This window comes from Psychrosphaera haliotis, assembly GCF_009728465.1.
GTDB lineage: Bacteria > Pseudomonadota > Gammaproteobacteria > Enterobacterales > Alteromonadaceae > Psychrosphaera > Psychrosphaera haliotis.
Genome location: NZ_WOCD01000001.1, coordinates 199,111 through 217,980, shown reverse-complemented (window position 1 = coordinate 217,980; position 18,870 = coordinate 199,111). Strand labels below are relative to the sequence as shown.

At 39.7% G+C, this 18,870-nt stretch carries 16 protein-coding genes; 11 read left to right on the top strand and 5 right to left on the bottom strand.

Going from position 1 to position 18,870, the window contains the following annotated elements:
* Positions 1 to 41: 41 nt before the first annotated feature.
* Positions 42 to 296, top strand: a complete 255-nt coding sequence (locus GNP35_RS00990) for a GIY-YIG nuclease family protein (RefSeq protein ID WP_155693687.1) — start codon at positions 42 to 44, stop codon at positions 294 to 296.
* Here the strand turns inward: GNP35_RS00990 and GNP35_RS00985 are convergent.
* Positions 293 to 1,510 carry an EAL and HDOD domain-containing protein gene (locus GNP35_RS00985; protein ID WP_155693685.1) on the bottom strand — a complete coding sequence of 406 codons (1,218 nt, stop codon included), beginning with the start codon at positions 1,508 to 1,510 and terminating at the stop codon, positions 293 to 295. The genes GNP35_RS00990 and GNP35_RS00985 overlap by 4 nt on opposite strands.
* A 162-nt stretch (positions 1,511 to 1,672) precedes the next feature.
* Here GNP35_RS00985 and GNP35_RS00980 point away from each other — a divergent pair, with 162 nt between their 5' ends.
* From GNP35_RS00980 to GNP35_RS00970, 3 genes are all read left to right on the top strand, one after another.
* Positions 1,673 to 2,578 (top strand): extracellular catalytic domain type 1 short-chain-length polyhydroxyalkanoate depolymerase, encoded by a 906-nt coding sequence (locus GNP35_RS00980; RefSeq protein WP_155693683.1) that lies wholly within the window; start codon positions 1,673 to 1,675, stop codon positions 2,576 to 2,578.
* 113 nt (positions 2,579 to 2,691) lie between these two features.
* Positions 2,692 to 4,992: a TonB-dependent receptor gene (locus GNP35_RS00975; protein ID WP_155693681.1), complete on the top strand. Its 2,301-nt coding sequence runs from the start codon at positions 2,692 to 2,694 to the stop codon at positions 4,990 to 4,992.
* A 132-nt stretch (positions 4,993 to 5,124) separates the two neighbouring features.
* Positions 5,125 to 5,769 (top strand): response regulator, encoded by a 645-nt coding sequence (locus tag GNP35_RS00970; RefSeq protein ID WP_155693679.1) that lies wholly within the window; start codon positions 5,125 to 5,127, stop codon positions 5,767 to 5,769.
* Here GNP35_RS00970 and GNP35_RS00965 read toward each other — a convergent pair.
* On the bottom strand, positions 5,740 to 9,222 hold the full coding sequence (locus GNP35_RS00965) for a hybrid sensor histidine kinase/response regulator (RefSeq protein ID WP_155693677.1): 3,483 nt from the start codon (positions 9,220 to 9,222) through the stop codon (positions 5,740 to 5,742). The two genes, GNP35_RS00970 and GNP35_RS00965, sit on opposite strands and share 30 nt — an antisense overlap.
* Before the next feature lie 104 nt (positions 9,223 to 9,326).
* Between GNP35_RS00965 and GNP35_RS00960 the strand changes: the two genes are divergently transcribed.
* Both GNP35_RS00960 and GNP35_RS00955 read left to right on the top strand, forming a co-directional pair.
* A complete protein-coding gene (locus tag GNP35_RS00960; RefSeq protein WP_155693675.1) occupies positions 9,327 to 10,520 on the top strand; it encodes an MFS transporter in 1,194 nt (397 codons plus the stop codon).
* On the top strand, positions 10,521 to 11,489 hold the full coding sequence (locus GNP35_RS00955) for an alpha/beta hydrolase (RefSeq protein ID WP_155693673.1): 969 nt from the start codon (positions 10,521 to 10,523) through the stop codon (positions 11,487 to 11,489).
* Here the strand turns inward: GNP35_RS00955 and GNP35_RS00950 are convergent.
* Positions 11,461 to 12,282 carry a 3-hydroxybutyrate dehydrogenase gene (locus GNP35_RS00950; RefSeq protein ID WP_155693671.1) on the bottom strand — a complete coding sequence of 274 codons (822 nt, stop codon included), beginning with the start codon at positions 12,280 to 12,282 and terminating at the stop codon, positions 11,461 to 11,463. The genes GNP35_RS00955 and GNP35_RS00950 overlap by 29 nt on opposite strands.
* Positions 12,283 to 12,608: 326 nt before the next feature.
* Here GNP35_RS00950 and GNP35_RS00945 point away from each other — a divergent pair, with 326 nt between their 5' ends.
* The 4 genes from GNP35_RS00945 to GNP35_RS00930 all read left to right on the top strand — a co-directional run bounded on the left by GNP35_RS00945 (position 12,609) and on the right by GNP35_RS00930 (position 14,955).
* Complete coding sequence (locus GNP35_RS00945; RefSeq protein WP_155693669.1) at positions 12,609 to 13,307, top strand: CoA transferase subunit A; 699 nt, start codon at positions 12,609 to 12,611, stop codon at positions 13,305 to 13,307.
* A gap of 10 nt (positions 13,308 to 13,317) precedes the next feature.
* On the top strand, positions 13,318 to 13,977 hold the full coding sequence (locus GNP35_RS00940; protein WP_155693667.1) for a CoA transferase subunit B: 660 nt from the start codon (positions 13,318 to 13,320) through the stop codon (positions 13,975 to 13,977).
* 130 nt (positions 13,978 to 14,107) lie between these two features.
* A complete protein-coding gene (locus tag GNP35_RS00935) occupies positions 14,108 to 14,590 on the top strand; it encodes a hypothetical protein (protein WP_155693665.1) in 483 nt (160 codons plus the stop codon).
* Between the two features lie 11 nt (positions 14,591 to 14,601).
* Positions 14,602 to 14,955 carry a DUF1428 domain-containing protein gene (locus tag GNP35_RS00930; RefSeq protein WP_155693663.1) on the top strand — a complete coding sequence of 118 codons (354 nt, stop codon included), beginning with the start codon at positions 14,602 to 14,604 and terminating at the stop codon, positions 14,953 to 14,955.
* 22 nt (positions 14,956 to 14,977) lie between these two features.
* Here GNP35_RS00930 and GNP35_RS00925 read toward each other — a convergent pair whose 3' ends face one another.
* Positions 14,978 to 16,921: a methyl-accepting chemotaxis protein gene (locus GNP35_RS00925; RefSeq protein WP_155693661.1), complete on the bottom strand. Its 1,944-nt coding sequence runs from the start codon at positions 16,919 to 16,921 to the stop codon at positions 14,978 to 14,980.
* Positions 16,922 to 17,056: 135 nt separating this feature from the next.
* Here GNP35_RS00925 and GNP35_RS00920 point away from each other — a divergent pair, with 135 nt between their 5' ends.
* Complete coding sequence (locus GNP35_RS00920; protein WP_155693659.1) at positions 17,057 to 18,196, top strand: MalY/PatB family protein; 1,140 nt, start codon at positions 17,057 to 17,059, stop codon at positions 18,194 to 18,196.
* On the opposite strand, the gene lnt is transcribed toward GNP35_RS00920, so the two are convergent.
* Positions 18,123 to 18,863, bottom strand: coding sequence for an apolipoprotein N-acyltransferase (lnt, locus tag GNP35_RS16175; RefSeq protein ID WP_330997657.1), 741 nt, complete (start codon positions 18,861 to 18,863; stop codon positions 18,123 to 18,125). The two genes, GNP35_RS00920 and lnt, sit on opposite strands and share 74 nt — an antisense overlap.
* Positions 18,864 to 18,870: the final 7 nt, after the last annotated feature.

Here is an 18,870-nt window from a genome sequence, read left to right as displayed (position 1 = left end):
TTAGCAATCAAGATGTATAAGAATAAGGCAGTAAAAGCATAATGAGTTGGTTTGTTTATATATTAAGGTGCGCTGACGACACCCTTTACACAGGAATTACCACGGACTGTGCTAGGCGGGTAGTTCAGCACAATACTGGAAAAGGGGCTAAATATACGCGCAATCGAACCCCAGTAGCGCTTATTTACAATGAAACGTCAGACTCTCGAAGCAGTGCTTCTGTTCGTGAATATCAAATTAAGCGTCTAACTCGTAAACAAAAATTGGCTTTAATTGCAGAACAAAAAAAGACTTAGCTTAATAAGTCTCGCGCTTCTTTATATACATCCACATAAAGGCCATCAATGTCAAAAGACTGATCAGGGAATTTATTTTTTAATAATAACGTTACTTCTTTCCACTCGGCTTTTTCAACATGTTTTACAAGTTCTAGTGCACAGCCATATTGACCTTCATAGTGTAACATGCTGTTTGCCATCTTTTCTTGAAGTTGTAATTTCTCTATTACATCTTCGATGGTGCAATCTAAGATGGCATCTAACACTGATAGCAAACCCACAAGAAAGCCGGTAGGTGTTGGTTTTTGACCAATGAGCGTGGGTAGGTTTTGTATAAACAAGGCTCTTCGAAGACCTAATAAGACGATTTCGTCCGGCTTATCACTGGCTAGTTTGGTTACCGCAACTACGGAAATAAACTTTCGCATTGTATCTTCGCCTAAATATACAACGGCTTTATTAATACTTGATATATTTAGATTTCTGAATGCAAGTGAAACGTTAGCAAGCTTTATTACACGGGCGGTAAGACTTATATCACGACTCAGTATTTTTGACACCTTGTCAAAGTCCAATAACCCTTGAGTTAAGCAACTCACCAACTCCATTGCTACAGTTTTTGATGGGTCGATGTTATTAAATTTCATAATAACGGGACGGGCAAAGTAATAGCCTTGCAGGTAATCAACGCCGCATTCAAACGCAAAATCTGCTTGTATCTTAGTTTCTATTCGTTCAGCAACAAGCTTTACATTTGGGAATGTCGCTTTGATTCTTGCTACAGTGGGTGCAATTAATGCATTGTCTTCAGGTATATCAAACTTCACATAGGATACATAAGAAGCTAAGCCAGCCCATTTTTCATCAAAATCATAGTCATCAAGAGCAAAAACGTAACCTTGTTGGTGGAGGTCTGCAATGGCTTCTATTGTTTCATTATCTATTAAGCTTCTTTCGACAATTTCCACGATCAAATTTTCTCGCGGAATTAAATTAGGTAATTGTTTTAAAACACTTTTATCACATAGGTTTACAAAGGCTTTACGTTGCTCAGTGACATTGTTGATGCCGTGGAACAAGGCGGTTTCATAAAACATTCTGGCGGAGGCTTGTTCATCTGTTAAGCCGGGAGGAAATGCATTCTCCTCCGAGTCTCGGTATAACAACTCATAACCTATTACTTCAGAGGCTTTATCTAGAATAGGTTGTTTGGCCAAAAACTGAATGCTCAAAATGTTACCTTAAATTGTATTTTTATTATTCGTTGTATTCTGGCATTAATATTACAATTTGTGAATTATCAATTCCAACATAGGTACGTAGTACTAAAGTAGCATTGCAGATAGGCTGGTGATCAAGTGAACTCAGTGCATCATTATTATGAAGGAATAAACATGAAATTTAGGAATATAGCTTATCTAGTCATGACTTTTGGTTGCTTAACTACTGCAGCTTTAGCAACTGAGATGAGTATTGAAAACAACCCTGGCGAACTGGCAGCGTCAATAACAGGTCAGTTAAATGCACCCAAAGGTATTGTTGTTTTGTTGCACGGCTGTGGCCAAGATTCAAAGAGCTTTGCTCAGAATAGCGGGTTCTTAGATGAATCAAAAAAGCGTTCTGTGGCTATTTTGAATATTGAGCAAAATAAAAACAATAACGTACAAGCTTGTTTTAACTGGTTTTCCGAACAGGACAACAAATCCGATAGTGGTGAGCTAGCGTCAATTGAACACTTTATAACTAAGGCACAAAATAAGTACCCTGACGTACCCACTTATTTAGTAGGGCTATCGGCCGGTGGTGCTATGGCGAGTGCCGTATTGTTGCAAAAACCTGATTTATTTGACGGCGCAGCAATAGTTGCGGGCATCCCTTATCCCTGTGCGAACAACCTTATCCAAGCAATTGCATGTATGAAAAGCGGTTCTTCGATGTCGGTATCGGAGCTCGCCAAACCATTTACTAAAAAGTCGAATGAGCAGTGGCCGTCGTTACTAATCTTTACTGGCGATAATGACGTTATTGTAAACGCAAAAAATTCACAACAAATGGCAGAGCAATACGCGGCCATTGTCGGGGCAAGTCCTGTTAAATCTCAAGCAAGCAAACCGACTTCCGGCATAACTCAAACAACCTGGCAAACAGGTAAAAACAAAAACGCCATTTCATTGTACTCCTATTCACAGTTAGGCCACGGCATTCCAGTAACGCTTGAAGAAAGCGAACCGTCATTACCAGCGTTTTACTTACCAACTAAACGAGGTGTTGCATCCATTGTTATGGATACATGGTTCTAGAAGAAGAGGGAATAACGGACTTCGTATACTACTAAGGTACAAATTAAATTTCCTTTTAAGTGCGTTATTGTGATTGAGTCAAATTATAAAAATAAGAATTACAGGGTAACTATATGAAAACTAAAGCAATGAATATTACAGTTATTGCGCTTGCTGTGGCATCGGCATTATCAGCAGCGCCATCTTTTGCAGAAGAGCAAGAAAGCAAAGCTAAGAAAAAAGGTCTCGAAGTTATTCAAGTGACGGCACGTAAAACCGTAGAGAATCTGCAGGAAGTACCGGTTTCAGTTACGTCTGTTAGTGAGCAAGACTTAGTCGAGAGCGGCATCACCGTAATGACTGAAATCCAACAGTTCTCGCCAAATACGACTCTTCAAGCAAGTCGCGGTACTAACTCAACATTAACGGCGTTTATTCGCGGTGTTGGCCAACAAGATCCGCTTTGGGGATATGAGCCTGGGGTTGGTATTTATGTTGATGATGTTTATATCGCTCGTCCTCAGGGTGCGGTTTTAGACTTGATGGATGTTGAACGCATAGAAGTTCTTCGTGGTCCACAAGGAACGCTTTATGGCAAAAATACCATTGGCGGCGCGGTTAAATATGTTTCTAAGCCAATGAGTGGTGATACTGAATTTAATATTGAAGGCGCATTTGGCTCTTACAGCCAGACCGATCTAAAAGTGACGGGTCAAATCCCTCTTATCGATGACAAATTATATCTAGGTTTTGGTCATGGTATGTTTAAACGTGATGGGTTTGGTGAATTCCTTAAAATTGCAGATAACCTTGGCGAACAAGATACAGAGAATTACAACAAAGACATATCAGCAACTCGTTTAACGCTCGAGTATCGTCCAACGACGGATTTGTTTGTGCGTTTAGGGTGGGATAAAACAAAAGACACATCAAATGCCAAAGGTGGCTACCGCTTGTTGCCTAGTATTGTTACTGATGCACCAGTGCCAGATAGCGTATTTGATTCTTATTCAAGTTTACCGACTGATAACCTAGTTGAAACCGATGGCATTAGCCTTACGGTAGACTGGAATGTAAATGAAGAATTAGCCCTTAAGTTTATTTCTGCTAAACGCGAGAGTTACTCTTCTACAAATATCGACTTTGATAATACCGCAGTAGATATTTTTGATGTTCCGGCTATTTATGATGATGAAAATACCAGCCATGAGTTGCAAGCGACTTATTCAGGCGATGGTTATTCAGTTGTAGGTGGTTTGTATTTATATGATGCTGAGTCATGTGGTGTGTTTGACGCAGTATTGGGCCATTTAGGCAGAAGTTTGTTTCCTGGTATTGCAACCGGTTTTACACGTGAAGTAGCCGGTTGCAATAACTCTGAAAGTCAAGCAGCGTATGTTCAATCAAGCTTTGATGTAACTGAACAACTGTCAATGACCTTAGGTGCACGTTATACCAATGAAGAAAAAGAAGCGTACGTAAATAACGGAGTACAGATATTTAATGTCTACCCAGAGTCAGATTGGGTTCCAGGTTATCAACGAGATCCTAATTTAGCTTTCCCACAAGTATTAGGTACAGATTCGAACAATGACGGTACATTAGATGCGCCTGCGTCTGATGATTGGTCTCAATTCACACCAAGAGTGGGCGTAGAGTATCAGCTAGATAATAAAACCATGTTGTTTGCTAGTTATTCACAAGGCTTTAAGTCAGGCACATACAATCCAAGAGCGAGCGGTCAAGAAGGTGCGGCAAACCCTGAGATTGTTGATTCAATTGAGTTTGGTATGAAGCGTGATTGGAATGAGCAGTTACGAACGAATATTACCTTGTTCAATATTGAGCATAAAGACCGTCAGTATATTACAGTGACACCAGATCCAACGGACTCAACTGTATTAAATCAGAGTCTAGGTAATATTAAAGGCTCGTCAGTGAAGGGTTTAGAGGCTGAGATAACGTATGCAGCAACAGACTTGTTAACCATTGATTTAGCGGTTGGTCTATTAGATGGTGAAATTGAAGATGATCCAACGGTAGCAACGCCATTATTGGGCCTTTCTAATACACCTGATTATACATTTGCTTTGTCAGCAAATTACTTAATTGAATCAGAAGTAGGCTACTTTGTGGTAAATGGTGGTTATTACTATCGTGATGATTATCGTTTATTTGAAGACAGTGATGCCTTATTCCAAGAAGGTTACGGCTCTTTTAATTTAGGCGTAACGTGGGAAAGTGAAGAAGGAAATTGGTACGGTGGTATCTATGGTAAAAACCTTACCGATGAAGAATTCATGATAGGCGGTTACAACTTTGCTGCGCAAGACGAAGCGGGCAACTGGATACCTGGGCTTGGTGGTGATACTACACTAGCGAGTTACTATGGCGATCCTAGAACTATCCATGTAAAAGTGGGCTACCGTTTCTAAAAAAGGCCTTAATGAACCTACTGGGTTTTATTGATATTTAATCCTAAGTCTGTGATATTGGCCGCGCTAGGAACAAATAAAGCACATTGTTTTGGCAATGTGCTTTTTGCTATTTAAGAAAAGGATATGTGAATGAAAGATGCGACAGTTTTAATTGCTGATGACCATCCGCTTTTTAGAGCTGCATTAAAACAAGCAGTAGGGCACAGTTTTGCTCAACAGTTAATTTTAGAAGCAGAAGATGTTACGCAATTAAAAAATCTTGTTGAGAGTAACCCACAATTAGAATTGTTGTTTTTGGATTTGCATATGCCTGGCAATGACGGGTTCACAACACTAATGATGCTACAAAATCACTATCCAGATCTTATTGTGGTGATGGTTTCTTCGGATGACGATCCTGAAATGATTTATCAAGCCATTGATTTTGGTGCAGCGGGTTTTATTCCTAAATCAGCAGACTTAAACACCATTCAGCAGGCCATTGATGTTGTTCTTGAGGGCGAAACTTGGTTACCCGCAGATTTACCGCCAAGAGTGAATAAAGACGAACAAACGCCACAGCAAAAATTAGCAAAACAATTGTCAGAGTTAACCCCACAGCAATACAAGGTTTTAAGCATGATTGCCGATGGTCAGCTTAATAAACAAATTGCTTACGATCTTGATATAAAAGAAACCACAGTCAAAAAACATGTGTCCGCAATATTATTAAAACTAGGTGTGAACAATAGAACGCTAGCTGGCTTAGCGTTCCAACAACTGACTTTTAAGTAACCTTTTTAAAGCGTGTGCTTTGACTGGCTTTCGAATGTAGCCAAACTCGTTATCAATGCAAGTTTGGCGTAACGTATCGGAAGGATCTGCAGAGCAAATAATGGCCAGTCCCTGCCATCCAATTCTTGATTTAAGCTCGTTAATTGTATCTGTGCCTGTTTCTCCGTTATCTAAATGGTAGTCAGCAATAATTACCGAAACTGCGCTATCTTTATGCTCACTTATTTTGTTAACAAAGTTATCTTTATCGCCTGAGGCAATCACATCAAAACCCCAAAGTGTCAATTGTTGTGAAAGAGCGGTGACGATAAGTGGATCATTATCGATGATAGCTGCCGTTAGCCCGTTAAAGGACTGTTTTGCTAACTCAGGTAACTTAACTTCATTTGTTTCATGCAAGGTATTAGGCTCGGCGATAGGAAGGGTAATAGAAAAGTTTGCTCCTTGCTGCAATTTAGATTTAACTTCGATAGGCAAGTCTAATATTGCAGAAATTCTTTCGCATATCGCAAGGCCTAAGCCTAATCCTGGTCTTTCCTGATTGATATCTAAACGCTCAAATTCTTTAAATATGGTCAGTAATTTACCCTTTGGAATACCAGGGCCATTATCTACAATCATTATACGTGCACTGTTGGCCACTCGCTTTACGCCAAATACAATTTTCACCTGACGGTTTGGAAACTGCTCTTTGATAGCCGGCGCATAACGTATGGCGTTCGCTAAAAAGTTTTGTAATATCCGTCGTAATAGTTGTTTGTCTGTAGTGACAGTAATGCTGCTTTTTACAAATTTAAACTCAATACCAGCTTGTTTTGATAAAGCTGAAAACTCGTTATTTAGTGGAATTAAAATATCGTTGAGCTTAAAGGTTTGTAAATCCACTCTTTGAACGCCACTGTCTAGCTTAGATATTTCAACTAAGTCGTTTAATAGACCTTCCGCGGATTGTAATGCACCGTCTATGTTAGTAGCGAGTTCTTCTAAGTCAGTATGCTGAGTTTTATGTTGAAGCATAGAGTTAAACAAAGAAAGGGCATTAAATGGCTGCATTAAATCATGGCTCGCTGCTGCCAAAAATCGCGTTTTACTGGAGTTTGCGGCTTCTGCTTCGGCAATAGCTATTTCAAGCTCTTGAGTTCGCTCTGTAACTCTTTGTTCCAGTGTTTCGTTGGCTTTTTGAAGCGCCTTTTCAGACTCTATATGGCGGGTAATGTCACTGAACGTACTAACAAAACCGCCGCCCGGCATCGCCTGACCTCTAATTTCCAACACAATGCCCGATGGTAAGGTGCGTTGATAATAATGGTCGTTGCCTTGACGCATGTATTCAAGACGCTTTTCTATTAGCGCCTTAGTATCTTCGCCTAAAATCATGTTTCGTTGAACATTAAACTCAATTAGCTCCCCAATGTGCATTCCAGATTTTAGATAACCATCTGGAAAGGCCAACAAGTCTTTGTAACGGGAATTCCAAGCAACAAGCTTCATGTCAGCATCCACAACACTAATACCTTGTTCAATATTTTCCACCCCGGCTTGTAGTAGCTCCCGGTTAAACTCAAAAATTTGGTTGGCTTCATCTACTATGTTAGCTACCTGCTCAAGGGTTTCACCACGAGTGTCGTCAGCTTCACTAACGGCCGACATAACCAGTTTTGTTGAGGCACTACCTAAAACGGAGGCTAAGGTCATTTGCGTAAAATCAACCAGATACGCTGGCGCTTTGCCCTGCAAGTTTGTATTGTTAGGGATAAGTTGTTTTAGACGGTTTACTGCGTCTTCATCTATAAAACGATTTAGCAGATCTATTAAGTCTGCGAAGGTGATTTGATATTCATGGTGGTGTTTGTTTTTGTCTTTTGAGTACCCACGGACAAACTGATTTGCTTGGAGGTTTTCACCTAAACTTCGTTTTGTATAAATAGAATGAAGGTACAAGACCGCACTATTGCCCAATAGACTTAAAAACAGGCCATGACTGATGAAGTCAAAAGAAGTGATCCCAAACAAAGCGGTAGGGTTAAGCCATTCAATATTGAATAGGCCATTGTTAACCCAATTTGCGTTTGGCCACAAAGTAGGAAGCAGCAGACAATATGTCCATAACGTACTGCCTACAATAAGCCCCCACATCGCGCCTTTAGAGCTGGCGTTTTTCCAATACAAGGCACTTAAAACGGCAGGTGCAGTTTGCGCCAGTAAAACAAAGCTCAATAACCCAATGCTCGCTAATTCGCTGCTTTGGTTAAAGATATAATCAAACAAAAGTGATAACACTAAAATTGCAGCAATGCTTAAGCGCCGAACAAATAAAAGAACACCTGATAACTGCTGTGTAGGGTTGGAGTAACGACTGGTGAGAAAGCGAAGTTTAAGTATTATCGGGCTAACAATTTCCGTGGTGATCAAAGTACTTAATACAATAGCGGCAACAATAACCATACTTGTTGCGGCCGCAAGCCCACCAATATAAACAAAAATACTAATCCAGGCTTGCTGGTGGAAAAGGGGGATAGTGAGCATGAAGGTATCAGCACTAATGCCACCACCAGGAAAGGTTACGAGTCCAGCAATAGCGATTGGAAGAACAAAGATATTAATAAGAATAAGATAAAGCGGGTATCCCCAGCGAGCCGAATTTAACTGCTTTTCGCTGTCGTTTTCAATGACAATCATGTGGTAAAGCTGCGGTGTAACAAAGATGGTTAAAAACCCAATCATTAACTGAGACACCACTAAATAACTATTGTCTGAAGTTGAAGGTTCAATAACATTTGGCGCTTGACTTAAAATAGACTCAAAACCATCAAACAAACCAAAAGTAACAAAAAGGCCAACACACAAAATAGCGGCAAGCTTTACGATAGAACTAAACGCGATAGCCACCAGTAGGCCTGTATTCTGCTTATTTGCCTCTGCGTGGCGAGCGCCAAATAGAATACTAAAAATAATAAGCACAACGGTCACCATCAAGGTGGTGGTTGAGCCAGATTGGAAACTGCCAGTGACCAAATCAAAGGAATGACTGACGGCTCTCAATTGCAAGGCGATATAAGGAAGAGTGCCGAGTAAAGCGATGATAGAGACGACGGCAGCAATTTGTGGGGCTTTATCAAAACGACAGGCGATAAAGTCGGCTACAGAAGTTAGGTTGAGTTTTTTACTGACTCTTAGTAGTTTTAATAATATGGGCCAGCCAAGTATGAAACAGGTGATGGTGCCAATATAAATAGGTGCTATCCACTGACCAGTACTTGCTGCCTGACTTATGGTTCCGTAAAACGCCCAACTAGAGCAACTCACACCAAGTGATAGGCTATAAATCCACGATTTATTTTTCCAGCTTTTGTGTTTCTTTTGTGCCCAAAAGGCAATAAAAAAGAGTAAAACCAAATAGCCGATGGATAACGACAAAATTAACCATGTATCTAGAGATAGCCAAACTAACAAGGTGTTCCCTCACAAAATTGTAGTGTACTAAGGTGGTAGTTATTTTTAACTGAGCCTAGGTTAATCTGCTTGTTAATTAATAACTCACATCGAAATTATCATATATGAAAATTAGTAACAAATACTTGGTTGAAGCAATTGTTTTTGTCAGTTATGTGCTCTTTGCAATGGCTTGGGTAGGCGGTACGGCAAGCATGACACAAATAATGTCGTCGATGGACGTTGACAGCCTTGCATCCGCTAGCTTTATAAGTGGCGCGGTAACCATAGCTAAAATAGCCGGTACCTTTATTGCCGCTTGGATTGCTCTGAAAATGGGTATCAAATATGCCTTTTTCTTAAGTGGTTTGCTTGTCTTTATTGGTGTTTTCACGCCAATGTCTGCAACTTACGATGTACTTTTAGTTTCACGATTCTTAATGGGCCTGGGCGGTGCATTGATGATTGTCTATTTTAATCCAATAGTGATGAAGTTTTTTGCAGTTGAAGAGCGCTCAACGATTAATGGTTTAAATGCGGTGGCGTTTAATGTGGGCACCGCCATTATTCTTTCTTCAATGGCCGAAATTAATACGCTGACGGGAGGTTGGCAACAAAGTTTAGTGATATTTAGTGTTGCTAGTATTGTGTTAGCAGTCGTTTGGTTGTTCGTTGATTTTAATGAGCCCGTTGCAACACAGGTTGCTAAACCTGTGACAGAAAGCCCAAGCGTTGATGAAGAAGCTTCTGTTTATGGTTATTCTGATGGTTTAAAAGACAAATTTACATGGGCTTATTCGCTTTGTTATTCAGGGTTATTGGCATTTTATATCTGTTTATTTACCTTTTATCCTAAAGCGGGCATCACGCAAAGCTCAGTGGTTATTGGTTTTGGCATTATTGGTACCATTGCCGGTATGATTTTTAGTAAAAAGGTAAAACAACGAGTACCTGTCATAACATGGTCTGGCGCAATGGTAACCTTGATGGTATTTGTACTGTCTTTTTATCAACATGCAGAAGTTCAATTAGTTGCAGCTATGTTACTTGGCTTTTTCGTGTTTTTCCCAATTACCGCATTGGTTTCCATCCCACATGAATTAAAGGATATGACGGGCGATAAAATTACCGTGGTATTTAGCTTGTTTTGGTCAATCAGTTATTTAATTGCAACCGTAGTACTGTGGTTGTTTGGTAAGCTTGTAGATATTAATGATGGCGACTTTACTATGTCTTTCTTGCTGATTGGCGTTGTAAGTAGTAGCTTCTTTATAGGCAGCTTCTTTTTGCCTGAAACTAATCCAAAAAAGGAATCGTAAATGCGTGGTGAATTAGCACAACACTTAAATGAATTTATAGATGGTGTTAACCAAGCGATTGCAAAAGCTAAAGAAGATGGCGTTACGGCGACGCCAGAATTAGCTAGAGAAAACTTAGCAAAGCTAGGGGCGTTTGTTAGCCAAGTACCCAAAATTGCTTATGCAGAAGAAAACTACGTATTTGCGGATCAGGTAGAAGTTCCGGTACGTGTTTATAGTCCGAGTCCAAAAGAAGAACTGCCTGTGGTTATTTATTTCCATGGCGGCGGCCACATGTGTGGCAGTACTGAACTGTATGATCCTATGTGTCGAAAAATAGCCATTGCAGCTAAATGTGTAGTTGTTAGTGTTGATTACCGTTTATCGCCAGAGTTTCCTTATCCTGCGGGCATTAATGACTGTGAAGACGTAGTTCGTGGTTATCATCAAGTTTTAAAGGACGTGAGTTACGGCAATGAAGTTATTATTGCCGGAGATAGTGCTGGTGGCGCTATTTGTAGCACGCTTGCCATTAGAGCACAAAAAGATAAAAGCCTTAAAATAGACAAACAAGTTCTCATTTACCCAAGTGTTGACTACACCATGAGTGAACCCTCAGTCGAAGAAAATGGCACCGGTTTTCTATTAGAGAAAACGAGAATTCAGTGGTATTTCGATAACTACTTTGATGATTATGAAGATCGTAAAGAAATGTCACCTCTTTACGGTGAATTTGATGCGTCAATGCCAGAAAGCTTAGTTATTATTGCAGGCTGCGATCCGTTAAGAGACGAAGGTTTAGAGTACGCTAAAAAGCTTAAAGCTGCAGGCGTTAACGTGGATGTTCGAGAGTTTAAGAATATGATCCACGCGTTTATGAATATTGAAGATCTTGTGCCCGACGAGTGCAGAGAGTTATACCAACTCATCGGGGACTTTGTTAATCAAACAGATGAGAGTGTTACTGAGACGTCCACGCCCCATCAATAGGTAAAGATGCGCCCGTAATTGAGCGGGCCGTATCGGTACACAAAAACAGTATCAAATTACCAATTTGCTCAGGTGTTGCCATTGCTGGTAGCGGTTGCTTATTAGTAATAAGTTGATGTTTAGCTTCCGTAATATTCGTTCCTTGTTGTTTTGCTAGCTCTGCAATTTGGTTGTTAATCAATGGAGTTTCAACCCAGCCAGGGCAAATCGCATTAATAGTTACCCCATTTGCCGCTTCTTCAATTGCCGCTACTTTTGTTAAACCAACCAAGCCGTGTTTAGCGGCAACATACGCTGATTTTTTAGCAGAGCCCACTAAACCATGAACCGACGCAACATTAATAACACGACCCCATTTTCTCTCTTTCATGAGAGGTAGTGCTTGTTGCATGATATGAAATGCCGCTGATAGATTGATGGCAATAATGGCATTCCACTTTTCCCTAGGAAAGTTTTCAATGGTTTCGGTATATTGAATACCGGCATTATTGACCACGATATCTAACTGCTTGAAGGTATTTTTAATATTTAACATCATTAAATCAATTTGTTCAGACTCAGCGATGTTGGCATCACTAAACATAACTTTGACACCATACTTGTCTTCAAACTGCTGTTTTAATTCTAAACCTTCACTAATGGGCACTAAACCGTGAATGATAATATTAGCGCCTTGTTCAGCTAATAAATGTGCCGTAGCCAAGCCAATGCCACTTGTAGAGCCAGTAATTAGTGCGACCTTTTCTTTTAAAGCTAAGTTGTCTGTAAACTGGTTAGCCAGTGATAAGTTCATGTCTATTTAATCCTATATAAAAACCAAGAACCGACTGTAACAAACCTACCTTCGTAAAAAAGTACTACCTTAGTGCAATATGCCCATGTATTGCGCACAGAGTAATGAAAATCAATAGCAAAATTAACGGTATGTCGGGACTAAAGTACCAGTTGACCTAGATGGAAAGTTACAGTTAAATCTAGCCCAAGTGTCAAATAGAGTTTACTGCCAAGCGCGTTATTTTTACTCAGTTAAAACTTAAGAATAGGGTGTTTAATTGTGGTTTGTGACAAGATGGCAGAATAATAATACGAATATAATCGCACGCTGCGAAGGGGAACAATATGTCAGGTTTTGACAAGGTAGTGAATAGCTACGCTGAAGCTATGGCTGGAATCGAAGACAATATGACGGTGATAGCCGGTGGTTTTGGTCTTTGTGGAATTCCAGAAGGGTTAATCGCTGAAATTAAGAATAAAGGAACCAAAGGGCTTACGGTTGTTTCAAATAACTGTGGCGTTGACGGCTTTGGTTTAGGCATTTTGCTTGAAGATAAGCAGATAAAAAAAATGGTTTCGTCTTATGTTGGTGAAAATGCATTATTCGAAAAACAGCTATTAAATGGCGAGTTAGAAGTTGAGCTTACGCCTCAAGGTACATTAGCTGAAAAAATGAGAGCGGGTGGCGCAGGTATCCCAGCATTTTACACAGCAACGGGTTATGGAACATTGGTTGGCGAAGGTAAAGAAGAACGCGAGTTTAATGGTCGTAACTATATTCTAGAAGAAAGCATCACTGGAGACTTCGCTATCGTTAAAGCATGGAAAGCAGACCGCTATGGCAACTGTATTTATCGCCATACTGCTCAAAACTTTAATCCAATGGCGGCAACGGCTGGTAAAATTACGGTTGTTGAAGTTGAAGAGATTGTTGAGCCAGGTGAATTAGAGCCTTCACAAATTCAAACTCCAGGAATATACGTAGACCGTGTCATTCTTGGCACTTTTGAAAAACGTATTGAAAAAACAACCACACGAGATTAAGGAATAGACCATGGCTTTATCAAGAGAACAAATTGCCCAACGTGTGGCTAAAGAATTTAATGATGGTGATTACGTTAACTTAGGTATTGGTATTCCTACGTTAGCGGCTAACTATGTACCTAGTGATATTGATGTAATGTTGCAATCTGAAAATGGTTTATTAGGTATGGGTCCATATCCTACGGCCGATGAAGTTGACGCAGATATGATCAACGCGGGTAAAGAGACGGTAACAACTGCCACTGGTGCTGCAATATTCAGCTCAGCCGAAAGTTTTGCAATGATCCGCGGTGGTCATGTTGATGTGACTGTTTTAGGTGCATTTGAAGTGGATCAAGAGGGCAACATTGCCAGCTATATGATCCCTGGTAAATTAGTGAAAGGCATGGGCGGAGCGATGGACTTAGTCGCTGGCGCAGAAAACATTATTGTTACTATGACGCACGCAAACAAACATGGAGAGTCTAAGTTATTGTCTAAGTGCACGCTACCACTTACCGGTGTTAATTGTATTACTAAGATTATTACAGACCTGGCTGTACTTGAAATTAGTGAAGGTGCTTTTGTTCTTAAAGAAACGGCACCGGGCGTTAGTATTGAAGAAATTCAAGAAAAAACCGCAGGTAAGCTGATTGTGCCAGCTGATGTAAAAGAAATGACGTTTAGCTAGTCTACTGCAAAGTATAAAAGTAAGGTCGCAAATTGCGGCCTTTTTTATTGGCTTTTTGATTTATTAAAATCGCACCTCTTATCCATTCTTTAACTACACTTTGTAGACAAGCATCAAAAAAGGAACCATTATGCGCGTGCTAATTACCTTATTATTACTTTTCTCATCGATTGTTTTTGCCAATGGTAATTCAGGTATGAGTAAAACACAGATATTGAATCTGATATCTGAGTACAAACAAGCGCCTATTTCAGAAACAGGTTATGCTGCCGTAAAAAAGATCATTAATTTTGCCGAGAATAGTAAAGATGTGTTGGTGGAGGTTACACCAGAAACCACACCGTGGTTAACGCATGATAAAGTGAGCGATCCAATTAAGGGTTTGTTGTTAGGAGCATACGTAGTTGGCAATATTGAACCTCAACTTATGTTTAACGAGAAAAAACCGCAACACTGCAGTGGAGCTACTGAAGTAGCCAGAGTTGTCAAATTAATTATACGTCCAAATGCAACCGCTGAGATTAGGCTAATAGAACAGTTAAATAAAGCCAGTCTGAAGCGGTATGATTGCAGTAAGGAAAAACAAAATCAGGCATTAAATAGTGCTGAATAAGGAATATTAAAATGGGTTATATTGACGGTGTAATAGTGGCTGTGGAAACAGCAAAAAAACAAGAATATATTGATTTCGCAAAAGGCACAGCGGCAGCTTTCAAAAAACATGGCGCGTTGTCGGCAATAGAGTGCTGGGGAGACGATATCCCTGACGGTAAGGTCACTTCATTTGGCATGGCCGTTAAGTGCAAAGAGAGTGAAAGCGTCGTATTCTCTTGGATCATGTGGCCAGATAAAGAAACACGTATTAAAGCATGGCCGGCTATCGAAGAAGATGAAGCATTGGCTGGCTTGTTTAGTGATATGCCCTTTGATGGTGCTCGGCTTATATACGGCGGTTTTGAAGTCGTAGTTAACGAGTAAACCACCGTATTCAAGCGAATCTTTAAATAAACGTTTTAGTTATTAGCTCACTTTGTTCAGACAGTGATTGCTGGATATTGATTGACTGTGTTTGTGTTTGATCAATGTTGTCGCCAATATGCTCCATCGTGTTAGCAAAAGTCTCAAAATGCTTTTGTTGTTGCTTAGCGCAAGCTAGTGTTTTATTGGATACTTCACATGAGGTTAACGCTTTTACTTCCACTGCTTCAGTGGTTTTTATTAGCGAACTAATAATTTGAGTCTGTTGATCTCCTGATAAAGCAATTTGATCAATATTCTTTTGCAATAGGGCATTGTAGTTAGAAAGTTTCTCTAGGATACCGCTCGTATCCACAAGCGAGTCCTGCGTTTTCATCGCGAGCTTTCTAACTTCATCGGCAACTACAGCAAAACCTCGGCCATGTTCACCCGCTCTTGCTGACTCGATGGCGGCATTTAATGCTAGTAAATTCGTTTGGTCTGCAATCGTTCGGATAACATCCATTACCTGTTGAACCTCAAGTACACTGTTACTTAACTTTTCAACGGTTTGTGAACTGAGTGAAATCTGTTGATTCGTTTCGGTATTAGCGTCTAATACTTTTCCAGCACCTTCTCTACTTTGAATCATTGCACTTTCTGTTTCCGATGCATAAGTTTGCACTTCCTCTGCTAATTTAGAAAGTTCTTGGTTAGTATCAGTTAGCTTTTGAAGAACACTGTAGGCGTTGGTGACGCTGTCTTTAGAGGTGGTAGTAGAATGACTGATTTCTTCTATATTACCAGACAGTTGATTTAATGCGCTAGATACGACATTCATTTGCGACGTTTTTTGTTCGTTTTCAATCGCCTGATTATCAAGCATCTTATTAAATGAAACTGCAATTTCTCCAAACTCATTGTTACTGCTTGCGTCTATTTTTTGAATACTATTACTAGAAATAAGGGAATGGAACGCATCACGTAAGTGGTTTAGAGGTTTTAATACTTGTCTTATTAAGATTGCATAATTTAGGGCACCAACAGCCAACATAAAGGTCATTGCAATGGCTGCAAGTAAAAAAGAGAAATCGTAGGTTTGCTGTCTTTTTTGAGCAATAGAGTTAACAACATCTTTTGTTAACCGCTCCAAGCTAGAAAAGTCTTGGTTGATTTGTTTTATTGTTGAGACTCGAGCATTGACGGTGTTTACCGTATTGGAAAGCTCCTTGGAGTATCGATTACTTAATGAATTTAGATTACTGACTATTTCCTCCCCTAGATCTTCCGCTTCGCTTTCATCTTCAAACATAGCTTCAAATTCATCAAGCTCCTCTTGCTCACCATACACTTTTAATAGTGGTGTATTGGCAACCTTTTTAGCTACTGATTGAATCTCTGCTATTTTATTTAAAACAGAGTCCTTCAGTTGCGGACTTGGGTTTGCAATAAGTTTTGCTCTAGCGTCTGATAATTGCCATGTTTGCGAAAGAATTGACGCTGAGTAAGTAATAAACTTTTTAGCACTCTGTGGATCATTGTTATACCCCTCATTTGCGTAATTTATTAAACTCTCTGCGTAACCAGTTATTTCCCTTTCCGCATTTATCAATAAAGCTTGCTCATTGCCAGCTAGTTTTCCAAGCGCACGATATTCATTGTCAATTTTTGAATCAAATTCATTTAACTGAATGATAAGAGCACTTACACTTTTATCTTTTGCAACGTCTGTTTCGCGAATACGTTTTAATTGGGCTAATGTGATATCTTTAGTTTTTACCAGTTCTAGAGCATTGCCGGTAGACAGATATTTCTGAATGTTTCTGTATAAGTCGACCGTAATTGATGTGTAAACGGTTTGAAATAATTTTGAATTTTGCTCTGAGTGATCAAGTTTCAATTTTACAAAATAAAACAGAACCGATAATGATAAAACGGAAATAACAATAGTCGTTGATGTAGCTCGTATTAACTGGGATATGCGCATAAGGAACCATCAGGTATAAATTTTCAGGTAGTCTAAAACCTAACTGTTACAACTATGTGACGATAAATACCAGCTTTGAGTTTTCAATGCGTTGAATTGTGATTATAGGGTAAATAAAACAATGAGATGTATTCAATGATAAAGATAGCGAAAGACCGTTTGAGCACATTTAGTCTTAAACACAAGAAATATGAAGGTAAGGATATTTTACCTTTATGGGTAGCAGACTCTGAATTTGAGTGCGCACCAGCAATAAAAACAGCTTTAGCAAAAAGGGTTGAACACGGTGTTTTTGGTTATCATAACCCTTATCAATTTGAACCAGGTGTACCTGCAATACAGCGCTGGCTGCTAAAGCAATATAACTGGCAGTTAAAGCCAGAGTGGATTGTTTGGACCCCTGGTGTAGTTCCTGCTTTTAATATGATGTGTCAGGCGTTTTGTAAACCAGGTGATGGTATATTAGTCCAATCCCCTAATTACCCACCATTGTTAAATGCTCCGGTAAACAATGGTTTTATGCAAGAAACGGTGTCTACTCATTTAGTAAATGGGCGCTGGCAGCTGGACTTTGACGAGCTTGAAGCAAAAGCAAGTAAACCAACCACAACGTTGTTTTTATTATGTAATCCAATGAACCCATGCGGTTCTGTTTTAACGGAGCAAGAGCTGCAAAAAATCAGTGATATTTGTAACAAACATAACGTACTTGTTTGTTCTGATGAAATTCATGCTGATTTAGTGTTGGATAAAACCCAGAGTCATATTCCTGTTGGTCGTTTATCTAACCTGAAAAATAGTTCTGTTACCTTAATGGCGGCAAGTAAAACCTTTAACGTTGCTGGGTTTGGGGTTTCTTTTGCGATTATTCCAGACGCCAAATTACGAAAACAATTTAAGCGCGGCGGGCAGGGCATTGCCCCATCAGCAAATAACTTTGGCGTGATAGCAACAACCGAAGCGTTTACAATGTGTGATGATTGGTATGAGTCTCAGTTAGATTACTTAAGAGATAATCGGGCTCTAATGATATCAGCCGTAAATCAAATTGATGGCATTGAGTATACACCGGCGCCAGCAACGTATTTAGCTTGGATAGATTGTAGGGAATTACAAAGGGATGACTTACAAAGTTATATGGAGTCTTTAGGTCTAGGGCCCTCACCGGGCGCAGATTTTGGTTGCCCCGGTTTTATTCGTATTAACTTTGCTTGTTCCAGGGAAATGTTAACTGACGCGATGACAAAGCTACAGAAAGCAACGAAACAAGAATAACCATGAGCCAAGCGGGCAAGTTACCAAACTGTTGATAAAACGTTTGGCTTTGATAAACCTTTAACTCATGACTTAATACTGACGCTTCAAATTGCGGTAATAACTGGTCCACATTACCATTGGCATTTATTACTGCGGTGACGCCATTGTTGGTCACTCGTACAACAGGTTTCGCAAATTCCAAAGCGCGCATTTGAGCAATTTGTAAATGTTGCCAAGGACCATGTGAAGAGCCAAACCAGGCGTCGTTACTTAATGTTAGAATAATGTCGCTGTTGTCATTGAGATTACTGTTTACTTGATGTGCAAAGGCAATTTCAAAACAAATAGCCGGTGAAATATTTAAGCCTTGAGCGACTAAATTATCTTGTTGATAATAACCTCTTGAAAATGAGGACATTGGTAAATCAAATATAGGCCCTAACTTCCTTAATATACTTTCAAACGGCACAAACTCACCAATAGGTAACAGGTGATGTTTGTTGTATCGGTTATTATTAAGGTATTTATAGTGACCAAATTGGTCGTCGGCGTGCTTTTTCCCCAATACGATAATGTTGTTATAGGCTCTATCTGTTTCAGGTTGGTAATCAACGATACCAGTTATCAAGGCTGTATTGGTTTCAGCGGCTAATTTGTCAACTTCTCGAAGGTAGTCATTGGCCAAGATCTCT

What these genes read in the sequence shown, in the direction of transcription:
- GNP35_RS00990 (WP_155693687.1), top strand. Translation starts at nt 42, where the DNA reads ATGAGTTGGTTTGTTTATATATTAAGGTGCGCTGACGACACCCTTTAC.
- GNP35_RS00980 (WP_155693683.1), top strand. Translation starts at nt 1,673, where the DNA reads ATGAAATTTAGGAATATAGCTTATCTAGTCATGACTTTTGGTTGCTTA.
- GNP35_RS00975 (WP_155693681.1), top strand. Translation starts at nt 2,692, where the DNA reads ATGAAAACTAAAGCAATGAATATTACAGTTATTGCGCTTGCTGTGGCA.
- GNP35_RS00970 (WP_155693679.1), top strand. Translation starts at nt 5,125, where the DNA reads ATGAAAGATGCGACAGTTTTAATTGCTGATGACCATCCGCTTTTTAGA.
- GNP35_RS00960 (WP_155693675.1), top strand. Translation starts at nt 9,327, where the DNA reads ATGAAAATTAGTAACAAATACTTGGTTGAAGCAATTGTTTTTGTCAGT.
- GNP35_RS00955 (WP_155693673.1), top strand. Translation starts at nt 10,521, where the DNA reads ATGCGTGGTGAATTAGCACAACACTTAAATGAATTTATAGATGGTGTT.
- GNP35_RS00950 (WP_155693671.1), bottom strand. Translation starts at nt 12,282, where the DNA reads ATGAACTTATCACTGGCTAACCAGTTTACAGACAACTTAGCTTTAAAA.
- GNP35_RS00945 (WP_155693669.1), top strand. Translation starts at nt 12,609, where the DNA reads ATGTCAGGTTTTGACAAGGTAGTGAATAGCTACGCTGAAGCTATGGCT.
- GNP35_RS00940 (WP_155693667.1), top strand. Translation starts at nt 13,318, where the DNA reads ATGGCTTTATCAAGAGAACAAATTGCCCAACGTGTGGCTAAAGAATTT.
- GNP35_RS00935 (WP_155693665.1), top strand. Translation starts at nt 14,108, where the DNA reads ATGCGCGTGCTAATTACCTTATTATTACTTTTCTCATCGATTGTTTTT.
- GNP35_RS00930 (WP_155693663.1), top strand. Translation starts at nt 14,602, where the DNA reads ATGGGTTATATTGACGGTGTAATAGTGGCTGTGGAAACAGCAAAAAAA.
- GNP35_RS00925 (WP_155693661.1), bottom strand. Translation starts at nt 16,921, where the DNA reads ATGCGCATATCCCAGTTAATACGAGCTACATCAACGACTATTGTTATT.
- GNP35_RS00920 (WP_155693659.1), top strand. Translation starts at nt 17,057, where the DNA reads ATGATAAAGATAGCGAAAGACCGTTTGAGCACATTTAGTCTTAAACAC.